Consider the following 10914-nt stretch of genomic DNA (forward strand, 5'->3'; position numbering starts at 1 on the left):
CTTATGGGTGGTCAAGCCATTGAGCGTGCCGTCGACGACGATCGAAACATGTGCTGCTGGGGATGTCAACCGAGTATCTTTCGGGCGGCATCGAGGTGCCGCTCCTTCACCAGCTTGAGTTTATTGAAATGATCCGGGTGACGACGAATTGCCTCTCGCTGCAGCGTGGTTTCCACGCGCGACCAGGCGGAAACAAGATTCACCTTCGTTTTGCACTGGACGTCAGCCTTGGCCACCGACAGTTCCCTGCGGGACGGCCGGTCCGTCTTTGACCACGCAGGATCCTCAGCCGCACTCAGCGGGTCAGGGTATGCGAATCCCTCTTCCTTCATGCACCTGCTCCACTTCCCCAGCGCGCGGACGACGTCAGGATGGCGCATGGCTTTGTCAAAATCCTTCTTGATCCATTTGTTCAGCAAGGAGTCGTCCACGGTGGGGACGTTACGGAGCAACGACTCATGCGCTCCCTCCCAGCACCCGCTGACACCGTCCGCTCCGTATGCAGCGAGCTGCACATCACGAGGTAGCTTGGACCTCGCGTCCCAGGCGTCACTACGGCGCGATACCTCTGGCCTTTCCGGCGGCAGATGGTAGCCAAACCGATCGGCCACTCCTGATTCGATCACTCCGTAGCGTCGTCGGTTCGGCGGATCGAGTACGCGACGGGAAGGCCTGGGAAGGTATGACCACTGCTTACGCTGATCCCTCATACAGTCGCGCACCAGGACATCTTCGGCGGATTCCACGGTGTGCACTTCGTAAGTGGAAAGAATGTATTCGTCGAACGGGAGGATCAGCCTCTTCGCCACGTCATTCGCCAGCGGAACACTTACCTGCGCCGGCGGCTTGGAGGCATCCGACGCCGTGGAACAGCCGGCAGCCGCAAGTGCCAGAAACAGCCACGCCGCTCTTGGTCGCATCGACACATCCCTCTCCCCTCGTCAGCGAGCAAAAAAGCAGGTGGTGTGGTGCCCGCCACGCGTCGGGCACCACACCACCTGAGGTCTGCCTACTTGAAGATCGCGCAGCTCGCCTTGTTGTCGAACCCGTTGTTGGACAGGTCCTTGTCCTCGCTCTTGGGCTTCGAGTTGTACTTCGCGCCGCTGCAGCTGCCGGGGCGGTCCCACAGAACCACGGTCTTGGTGGTCTGGTTCTGTACCGAACTGGTGCCGTTGTGGACCGTTCCGCCGGCCCAGGTGTTGTTCCTGAGGTCCTTGTCGGTCTTCGAGAGGGATGCGTGCGCGCCCTTGAAGTTGTCGTGCTTGAAGACGTGGAACTTGGCTGCCTGGATCCCGACGTCGCCCGCAGGAGCGGCCCCGGCGGTCGAAACGGAACCGACCAGCCCCGCAGCTGCCATCGACATGACACCAAAGGCCACAGCAATCTTGCGCTTCACGAGATTCATTCCTCCGTTGTTGGCGTCCCACCTGGCCAAAACCAGCCCGGCGACAGACAGGATTCAAACAGCCGTTGGTACTGAAGTGATCACGATTCGAGGAGTCTCGAAGGGATGGTGATCTCGTCATCCTCGGAGCGCCCTCTGTCGGAGTCGGGTGTACGGCGAGCATCATGGCGGATGCGTTCGGGGCCCATGCCGTGGCAAGCGAGGAGCAGTGATGGGGACGGAGACCGCTCAGGCGGAGGCTCGACCGGAAGGCATGCGGCAACGGCCCCGGCCGGTGATCGTCGACTGGATGACCACCACCGATCACAAGAAGATCGGGTACCTCTACCTGGTCACGTCGTTCGCCTTCTTCATGATCGCCGGGTTGATGGCCCTGCTGATGCGGGCCGAGCTCGCCCGCCCCGGCATGCAGCTGCTCAGCAACACCGAGTTCAACCAGATGTTCACGCTGCACGGCACGATCATGCTGCTGCTCTTCGCCACCCCGACCTTCGCGGGCTTCGCCAACGCGATCATGCCGCTGCAGATCGGCTCGCCCGATGTGGCCTTCCCGCGGCTGAACATGCTCGCGTACTGGCTGTTCCTGTTCGGCGGGCTGATGGTGCTCGGCTCGCTGCTGGTGCCGAGCGGTCCGGCCGACTTCGGCTGGTTCGCCTACTCGCCGCTGAACAGCCTGGAACGCTCCCCGGGGATCGGCGCCGACCTGTGGATCATGGGCCTGGCGCTGTCCGGGTTCGGCACGATCCTCGGTTCGGTCAACTTCATGACCACCATCATCGGGATGCGGGCCCCCGGCATGACGATGTTCCGGATGCCGGTCTTCACCTGGAACGTGCTCTTCACCTCGATCCTCGTGCTGGTCGCGTTCCCGGTGCTGGCGGCCGCGCTGCTGGTGCTCGAGTCGGACCGGCGGCTCGGCTCGCAGATCTTCGCCTCGGAGAACGGCGGCGCGCTGCTGTGGCAACACCTGTTCTGGTTCTTCGGCCATCCCGAGGTCTACATCATCGCTCTGCCGTTCTTCGGCATCATCAGTGAGATCCTCCCGGTGTTCTCCCGGAAGCCGATCTTCGGCTATGTGATGCTGGTCGGCGCCACGATGGCCATCACCGGGCTGTCGATCGTGGTCTGGGCGCACCACATGTTCGCCACCGGGGCGGTGCTGCTGCCGTTCTTCTCCTTCATGTCCTTCCTGATCGCGGTCCCGACCGGGGTGAAGTTCTTCAACTGGACGGGCACGATGCTCAGAGGCTCGCTGTCCTTCGAGACACCGATGCTGTGGTCCATCGGCTTCCTGGTGTCCTTCCTGTTCGGCGGGCTGACCGGGGTGATCCTGGCCTCGCCGCCGATGGACTTCCATGTCACCGACTCGTACTTCGTGGTGGCGCACTTCCACTACGTGGTCTTCGGCACCGTGGTCTTCGCGATGTTCGCCGGGTTCTACTTCTGGTGGCCCAAGTTCACCGGCAAGCTGCTGGACGAGCGGCTCGGCAGGATCCAGTTCTGGACGCTCTTCGTCGGCTTCCACACCACGTTCCTGGTGCAGCACTGGCTGGGCGCCGAGGGCATGCCGCGGCGGTACGCGGACTATCTGGACGCGGACGGGTTCACCGTGCTCAACACCGTCTCGACGATCGGCGCGTTCCTGCTCGGCCTGTCGACGCTGCCGTTCCTCTACAACCTCTGGAAGACCGCCAAGTACGGCGAGCGGGTCGACGTCGACGACCCCTGGGGGTACGGCAGGTCGCTGGAGTGGGCGACCTCGTGTCCGCCGCCGCGGCACAACTTCGTCACGCTGCCCCGGATCCGCTCCGAGTCTCCCGCGTTCGATCTGCATCACCCGGAGTACGCCGCGCAGCCGGGCCGTCCCCGCTCTCCCGCTCCCTCCGCGCTCCCCGCTCCAGAGCCCGGGACATCAGATCCCGAGCGGCCCTGATGTGGTCGGTGAGCTCCGCGGGTTCGACGACCTCGAACTCCAGGCCCATCAGCGTCACATGCACCACCATCACGTCCAGGCTCGCCGCCCCGGTCCGCAGCAGGCAGCTGTCCTCGCCCTCGGCCTCCAGCGTGCCGGCCGACGGCGAGATCCGCTGCGCCGCCTCGGCCAGCGGCACAAGGAGCCGGACCACCGCCTGCGTGGCGTACGCGCCCGTCGACACGCCCTTTGACACATAGGCCGCGAGGTCGTCGGCCGGAGCCGGACGCGGGGCGAAGCGCGGCCCGTGCGGCGGTCTGGGCGTGATCCGGTCCGCCCGGAACGTACGCCAGTCGCCGCGGTCCAGGTCCCAGGCGACGAGGTACCAGCGGCGCTCGGTGCACACCAGGCGGTGCGGCTCGACGGTACGGCGGGTGCCGGTGCCGGTGTGGTCGCGGTACTCGAAGCGGAGCCGCTCACTGTCGCGGCAGGCGTACGCCAGCTCGGTGAGCACCTCCGGCTCGACTGTGGAGGGCGCGGGCCCGCGGAGTATCGGCACGGTGAAGGCGTTGAGCGCGCCGACCCGTCGGCGCAGCCGGTTCGGCAGCACCTGTTCCAGCTTGGTCAGGGCGCGTACCGAGGTCTCGCCGATGCCCTCGATGCCCTGCCCCGCGGCCGTGCGCAGTCCGACCGCCACCGCGACGGCCTCGTCGTCGTCCAGGAGCAGCGGCGGCATCTCGGCGCCCACTCCCAGCTGGTAGCCACCACCGGTGCCGGGGCTCGCGTGCACCGGATAGCCGAGCTCCCGCAGCCGGTCGACGTCCCGGCGTACGGTGCGCGGCGTGACGCGCAGCCGGTCCGCCAGGTCGGCGCCCGACCATTCGCGGTGGGCCTGCAGCAGTGAGAGCAGGCGCAGCAGTCGTGCCGATGTCTCCAACATGCGGCCGAGTCTGCCAGCCCTTGCGGACAGCCACGGTCCGCAAGGGGGGTGCGTCCCGCGCTCAGTCCGCCGCCCCGACCCGCACCGACAGGTCGTTGTCGACCGTGTAGTACGGCCCGGCCTCGACCGGCCCGCCCTCGGTGTCCAGGCGCGTCACGGGATACGTGAAGATCGGCTTCTTGTCGGCCACGTCGTCCAGAAGCCGGGCGATCCGCACCTCGGGCCCCGCAGCGCCCGCCGGGCTCAGCCACAGGTCCCAGGAGCCTGGCCCCTCGACCAGTGCCTTGTACGCCACCGTGCAGGTGAAGTCGGCGCCCTGGGTGGTCACTTCCGTCCGGTGCACCAGCGCGGGCCACCGGCGGTTGCGCGCCTCGACGTACGCGCCGTCGGTGGGCGCGATGCCGAAGACCCGGCCGCGCACGGTCAGTTCCGCGTCACCGAGGAGCAGTTCGCCCGCCTCGGCGTGCGGGGCGCGATGCCAGGCGCGCACCGTGAGGTTGCCGTACTTGGTGACGTACGGGATGCGGACCGCGACATGGCCGCGGGCGCCCGTGGGAACCCGGTCGACCAACGACCGCAGATCGTTGAGCCCGGGCACCAGGCGCCGCGGGGCGCTCCCGCCGTACTCGGCGTACGCGTCCCACCGGCCCTCTGGCAGCCCGACGCTGCTGGGCAGTACGGCCCGCAGCCGTCCGTCGCCCGCCGGGGTGAGCGGGAGTCGCACCTCGTCGGCGGCGTCGTCGGTGTCGGGGTCGGTTTCCGTCTCCCGCAGCCGCAGCAGCAGATGGGCGGCGCCCTTGGCTCCGGGGTCGGCCAGGTCGAAGGTGAGGCCGCCGGCGGAGTCGGCGACACAGTCGGTGCTGAGCGGCACGGGTGCGTCCTTCGGGGTGTCCGCAGCGGGTGTGCGGAGCAGTGCGGTCATGTCGTACGGCCCTTGTGCAGCGCGGCGCGCGCGGTGTAGGCGCTGCCGAGCAGCGTGCCGCGGGTGCGGTGCAGCGAGCCGCGTATTCGGCCGACGGCGGTGGTGCGTCGGCTCAGGTCCGTGAAGAGCGACTCGTAGCGCTCGGCGATCCGGGCGGGGTCGAAGCGCTCGGAGTCCTGGAGCGCCGCGTGCGCCATCCGCTCGCGCAGCGCGTCGTTGTTGATCAGCTCAAGCAGGCCGTCGGCGATGGCGTCCACATCGCCGACGGGCACCAGCCGTCCGTCGACGCCGTTCTCGATGATCTCGCCCGGCCCGTGCGGGCAGTCGGTGGAGACCACGGGCAGGCCGCAGCGCATCGCCTCGACGATGGTCATGCCGAAGGACTCCAGGCTGGAGGTGACCGCGGCGATCGAGCCCTTGGCCCACTCCGGGTCGATGGGGTGGGCCGGGCCCATCAGGAACACGTGGTTGTACAGGCCCAGTTCGTCGATCAGGGCGCGCAGCCGCGCCTTCTGCTTGCCGCCGCCGTAGATCCTCAGCCGCCAGTCCGGGCGCTCGCTGCGCACCCGGTCGAAGGCCCTGATCAGCAGGTCGTACCGCTTGACCGGGGCCAGCCGGCCGGCCGCGACGACCCACTTGCCGGTGCCGTCGGCGGGCGTGACGGCGGGCCGGGGCACGGAGTTGGGCACCGCCTCGACGCGTACGCCGGGCAGCCGCATCGTGCCGCGGTAGGCCCGGGCGTCGGCCTCGGTGGTGGTGGTGAGCGCGTCAAGGCGCGGGTACACACCGCGGAGTTGGGTGCGCAGCGCCTTGGAGTGGCTGTCGAGAGTGAGGTGTTCCTGGCCGACCCGCAGCGGGCCGCGCCGGGTCTGCCGGGCCAGGTGCACATTGAGTCCCGGCCTGGTACCGATGACGACATCTGCCTCGGCGGTCGCGAGGTGGTCGGCGATGCGTCGGTCGGTGAGGGCGTTGTACTGCCCGTAGCGGCCTTCGGCGTGCGGGAAGACCCGCGCCGGGCTGCGGTACTCGGGGCTGTCCCCCTCGTAGCCCGTACTGCCTTCACGGATGTCGACCAGATGTCGCATCCGGACCTGCGGGTCGAAGCCGAAGACCGGCTCGTCGCGGTGCCGGAACACCGACACGACCTCCACGTCGTGCTGCTCGGCCAGTGTGTTGGCGAGATTGCAGGTCGTCCGGATCGTCCCCCCGATTCCGTACGCATTGTGAATCAGGAAAGAGATATGCATGCGTCCCCCTATCCCACGCTTTCCTGCGGATCATGCTGCTCGTCCGCCTACCGCATGGTGAGACCCGGGTTCTGCTCCGATGGTTGGCCGCGGGTTGGCCATCAACATCAACTTGTTTTGGAACGGTTGTCCGATTGATAGCCGTTTTATGGAACGGATATGCCGTTTCGCGCATCAGGGCTCGTAGAACAGTTGCGGCACCTCGAAGCAGTTGTCGTTCATGTCGCCGCCCTGGGTGACCCAGCCCTGCCCGTCCTTCCAGCGTGCCACCGACAGACAGGTCCGCAGGGTCCTGGGCGGCTCGGGCCGCTGCTCGAAGACCACCGGGACCAGCAGTCCGCGCGCGCTGTACGGCTCGGCGCGCTCCATGAACCGGTCCACGCACGCCCGCGTGACGTCCGCGCCACAGGACCGGGCGGCGTCCGTGAACCACATGGCGGCCGCCCAGCCCTCCAACTGCCACTGGGAGCGCGTCTCGGCGCCCTTCGTCGCCTCGCGGAACTCCCGTACCGCGGGGTGCTTCTCGTCGTCGTGGTTGCGGCTCGACCCGGTCACCCACAGGTTGTTGCGGCAGCGCGGCGCGTCCTTGTAGTCGTCGGCGACCGTGGACGTCCAGTTCTGCGCGTTGGTGACCTTGGCTGTGACGTTCGCGCCCACGGCGTCCATCGCCCGGCACAGCTGGGCGTTGCCGTGGGTGTCCATGGCGTCGAAGACGAGGTCAGCGCCCTGCTGCTTCAGATCGGCCGCCACCGCACGGAAGTTGGGCAGCGCGAAGTCCACCTGCTGGGTGACCACCTTGTAGCCCTCCGCCTTCAGTCCGCGGGTGATCAGCCGGGCGTACGCGGCCGACGCCGACTGGTTGTACGAGACGACCGCGGCCGTCTTGGCTCCGTGCTCGCGCTTGAAGTAGCGGTAGACCTCGGTGCCGCCGTACTGCTTGCCGTTCCAGCCCGGTTTGCCGCCCTCGCGCGGCGCCCGGCTGCCGTAGATCGAGTACAGGTGCGGATAGGTGTCGTACGCGGGTCCGATCGGCTGGCCCCCGATGTCCGGCACACCCGCGGCGGAGACCCGCGGAGCGCCCGCGTAGTCCAGGACCGTGGTGCCGACCAGGGCGACCACCTTCTGCTCGTCGACCAGCTTGTGCACGCACTCGTTGTTGCCGACGCCACTGCCGCCGTCGTCGCAGGTGCGCACCTCGACCTTGCGGCCGTCGATGCCGCCGCGCGCGTTGAGCCGCGCGAAGTAGGCCTGGGCGCCGTCCCTGGGCCCGGTGAAGGCCTGGCCGCCGACCGGGCTGGTGGCGCTGGCGATGATGCCGACGCGGATCGGCTCCGCGCCCGCCGGGGGCGCGGGACCTGTACCCCGGCCCCCTTCGAAGTCGCTCTCCGGGAGGCGGCTGCCGCAGGCCGTACTCAGCAGGACCAGCAGGCCCGCGGCGACGGCCTCAGCAGCCAGGAGCCGGCGACGCATTGCCGCTCAGCTGCACCAGCGCACAGAGTGTCTTGACGGACACCTTCCAGGTGTCGTCCTGGTTCACCGAGGTCCCCGAGGCGTCGGGCATCACCGTGGCCCCGGACAACTCGAGCGAGTACGTCACATCGGCCTCCTTGTCCGAGGTGAAGTCCACCTCGGTGACCTTCGCGGTCACCTGCTGCCCACGCTCGTCACCGCTGAAGGACCGCAGTACCTCGCGCATCTCGGGGCCGTTCTCCAGCACGGCCTCCTTGTCCGCCAGCTTCACCTCCGGGTCGAAGAACTTCTCCCAGTTCGCCCTGACCTCCTTCTCGGCCGCCACCGGGTCCGCCGGGGCGTCCGCGTCGGTCGGTGTCGGATCCTGGGGCGCGCTCGTGGTCTCGTCCGCCGTAGGCTCGGGCGGCGGTGTGTCGGTTCCTCCGTCGTCACTGTCCCCGCACGCTGTGGCGGCCCCTCCCACTACCAGGACCGCGGCTGCCGCCCACGCCGCAATCCCTGACCTGCCCCGCCTGGGGCTACTCCCGCGGACCATCTGGCTCACCACCGGGTGTCAGACCGGGCCGGGATCGCCCGGTGCTTTCAGGGTCAGCTTGCAGAAGGCATAGTGCAAGCGATCGGCTGACATGAACAGACGCGCACCCATATCCCCAGGGAGTCCCCGGATGCGGACCGCTCGACTGCGTACTGTGCACCCCCTGCTCTGGGCCGGCTGGGCCGCCGCCGCGACCGGCGCCGTGCTCTGCGTGATCGGCTGGTACGGGGTTTCGGGCGAGCGCTTCGCGGAGCGGCAGATGCCGTATCTGGCCTCGTGCACGGTGCCGGGTGCGGCGCTGCTCATCGCGGGCGCGGTGCTGCTGGTGGGGGGCCGCAACCAGCTCGCGGCGGCGCGTGTCGAGGAGCTGTACCGGCTGCTGGTGACGGCCGGGGCCGCGAACACCGCGCCGGCCCAGGAGCTGGTGGCGGAGCCCGTGGCCACCAGCGAGGAGCTGCGCGCCGTGCCCGGTGGCACCTTGTGGCACCGCGCGGACTGCCCGCTGGTCGCGGGGAAGCCGGAGGCGGTGCCGGTGAGCGCCGGGGGCTCCGGACTCGGCCCCTGCCCGATCTGCGAACCGGAGGCCGGGACACCGGCCACGGAGTCCTGACCGGTGGGGTCGTTGACGTATGACCTCACCCTGGCGGGTCTCGCGGTCGGCAGTGCAGCCGCGCTCACCGGCATCGGACTGATCGTCACCTACCGCGCGACCGGGGTGCTCAACTTCGCGCACGGCGCGGTCGCGATGGTGTGCGCCTATCTGCTGCGCCAGCTCACGGTCGAGTGGGGCTGGCCGCTGTGGCTCGCGGCGTCGCTCACCCTGCTGGTGGTCGCGCCGGGCATCGGTCTTGTGCTGGAGCGCGCGGTGTTCCGTCCGCTGTCGGTGCTCGGCAGCGACCCGGCGCAGACCCTGGTGGCCTCGATCGGCGTCTTCGTGCTGCTGGTCGGCGGGGCCGCGCTGTTGTGGGGACAGGGGGCGCGGGCGGACGCTCCGGAGCTGCTCGGGGCGGAGCCGTGGGGGCAGCTGGCGGCGGTGCTCGCGCTGGCGGTCGGGGTGTGGGCGGTGACCCGCTGGACCCGGTTCGGGGGTGAGCTGCGGGCCGTGGTCGACAACCGCCGGCTCGCCGTACTGGGCGGGATCGACGCGGACCGGGTGGCGGCGGCGGGCTGGGCGTTCGGCTCGTTCACCGCGGGTCTGACGGGCGTACTGCTCGCACCGTACGTACGCCTGGACCCGTACGGCCTGCCGCTGCTGGTGATGGAGGTGGTGGCGGTCGCGGTGGGCGCCGGGATGCGCAGTCTGCCGATCGCCGTGGCGATCGCGCTGGGGATCGGCATCGTGCAGAGCCAGCTGACCCGGCTGCACCCGTCGGGGTGGGGCGAGCCGCTGCTGCAGGCCGTGGGCGCCAACCTGTTCGTGGTGGCGCTGCTGGTCTCGGCGCTCGTGCTGCCCGGCGTGGGCGGCCGCGACGCGCTGCCGCGCACGGCGACGGCGCGGGTACGGACCCCACCGGGCGCGTGGATAGTGGCGGGCGTGCTCTTCCTGCTCCCGCTGGGCTTCGCGGGGTCCGACCTGCATACGTCGGTGCAGGTCCCGGCGCTCGCGGTGATCCTGCTGTCCCTGGTCGTGGTCACCGGGCGGGGTGGCCAGATCTCGCTGGGCCAGGCGGCGTACGCGGGTCTGGGGGCCCTGTTCACGGCGCTGCTCGCGGCGGGCCGGTTCCCGGGGCTGCCCGCGCTGCCGCTGCTGGTCGCGCTGGGAGTCGCCGTGCTCCTTGTGGCGCCGCTCGGGCTGCTCACCGGATGGCCCGCGATCAGCCGCCACGGCCTGGCGCTGGCGCTGGCAACCTTCGCGGTCGGGGTGGGGGTGAGCCGCTTCGTCTTCGCCCAGCCGTACGCGACGTCCGGGCTCGGCCTTGACCGCCCTGCGGGCTTCGCCGGTGACCGGGTCTACTACGTACTCGAACTGGCTCTGCTGGCCGGGGCGCTGCTGGTGGTGACGGCGCTGCGCCGGGGGCGCACGGGCCGTGCGCTGGCGGCGATGCGGGACCACGAGTCGGGGGCGTCGGCGGCGGGCGTGCCGGTCCCGGCCCTGAAGCTGGCCGCCTTCGTGGTGGGCGCCGCGCTGGCCGCGCTGGGCGGCGGGATGCTCGGCATGGGGGTGCGGGCCTTCGACCCGGCGGCGTTCGATCCGGTGCGCGGCCTGCTCTGGTTCGCGGCGATCGTGGTCCTGGGCTCGGACTCGCTGATCGGCGCGCTGGCCGCGGCCGCCCTGCTCGTCGGCCTGGACGCGGGCACGCGGGGCGGTGTCGCGGCGGCGGTCATCGGCATCCTGGCCGTCCTGATCGGCCGCTTCCCTGGCGGCCCGTACGACGCCGTCCGCTCCACCCTGACCCGCTTGCGCCTCCGTGCGCAGAGCGCGGCCCGGCTGACGCCGCTGGGGGGCAGGGTGCGCGCGCGGCTGGCGGTGGCGGTGGCGGGAG

The 10914-nt window shown here is 69.9% G+C and carries 9 protein-coding genes and 1 pseudogene; 3 read left to right on the forward strand and 7 right to left on the reverse strand.

Annotated features, from left to right (window positions below; translation table 11 throughout):
- Positions 1-65: 65 nt before the first annotated feature.
- Both U9R90_RS23225 and U9R90_RS23230 read right to left on the reverse strand, forming a co-directional pair.
- Positions 66-926 carry a hypothetical protein gene (locus U9R90_RS23225; protein WP_411058582.1) on the reverse strand — a complete coding sequence of 287 codons (861 nt, stop codon included), beginning with the start codon at positions 924-926 and terminating at the stop codon, positions 66-68.
- A gap of 83 nt (positions 927-1009) precedes the next feature.
- Complete coding sequence (locus U9R90_RS23230; protein ID WP_411058587.1) at positions 1010-1405, reverse strand: peptidase inhibitor family I36 protein; 396 nt, start codon at positions 1403-1405, stop codon at positions 1010-1012.
- Between the two features lie 289 nt (positions 1406-1694).
- Between U9R90_RS23230 and U9R90_RS23235 the strand changes: the two are divergent.
- Positions 1695-3146, forward strand: a pseudogene (locus tag U9R90_RS23235) (cbb3-type cytochrome c oxidase subunit I); the annotation flags it as partial.
- A 46-nt stretch (positions 3147-3192) separates the two neighbouring features.
- On the opposite strand, the gene U9R90_RS23240 reads toward U9R90_RS23235, so the two are convergent.
- The 5 genes from U9R90_RS23240 to U9R90_RS23260 form a co-directional block, all read right to left on the reverse strand.
- Positions 3193-4257, reverse strand: a complete 1065-nt coding sequence (locus U9R90_RS23240) for a helix-turn-helix transcriptional regulator (RefSeq protein WP_411058588.1) — start codon at positions 4255-4257, stop codon at positions 3193-3195.
- Between the two features lie 61 nt (positions 4258-4318).
- Positions 4319-5179: a hypothetical protein gene (locus U9R90_RS23245; RefSeq protein ID WP_411058589.1), complete on the reverse strand. Its 861-nt coding sequence runs from the start codon at positions 5177-5179 to the stop codon at positions 4319-4321.
- On the reverse strand, positions 5176-6426 hold the full coding sequence (locus U9R90_RS23250; RefSeq protein ID WP_411058590.1) for a glycosyltransferase family 4 protein: 1251 nt from the start codon (positions 6424-6426) through the stop codon (positions 5176-5178). The genes U9R90_RS23245 and U9R90_RS23250 overlap by 4 nt, the downstream gene beginning before the upstream one ends.
- Positions 6427-6600: 174 nt before the next feature.
- Positions 6601-7896, reverse strand: coding sequence for an ABC transporter substrate-binding protein (locus U9R90_RS23255; protein WP_411058591.1), 1296 nt, complete (start codon positions 7894-7896; stop codon positions 6601-6603).
- A complete protein-coding gene (locus tag U9R90_RS23260; RefSeq protein ID WP_411058592.1) occupies positions 7871-8359 on the reverse strand; it encodes a hypothetical protein in 489 nt (162 codons plus the stop codon). Before U9R90_RS23260 ends, U9R90_RS23255 begins: the two co-directional genes overlap by 26 nt.
- Before the next feature lie 202 nt (positions 8360-8561).
- Between U9R90_RS23260 and U9R90_RS23265 the strand changes: the two genes are divergently transcribed.
- Together U9R90_RS23265 and U9R90_RS23270 are read left to right on the forward strand one after the other, a co-directional pair.
- Positions 8562-9041: a hypothetical protein gene (locus tag U9R90_RS23265; protein WP_411058593.1), complete on the forward strand. Its 480-nt coding sequence runs from the start codon at positions 8562-8564 to the stop codon at positions 9039-9041.
- 3 nt (positions 9042-9044) lie between these two features.
- On the forward strand, positions 9045-10914 hold a 1870-nt coding region (locus tag U9R90_RS23270; protein ID WP_411058594.1), incomplete at its 3' end, for an ABC transporter permease subunit.

Source organism: Streptomyces sp. E11-3 (assembly GCF_046540415.1).
Taxonomy (GTDB): domain Bacteria; phylum Actinomycetota; class Actinomycetes; order Streptomycetales; family Streptomycetaceae; genus Streptomyces.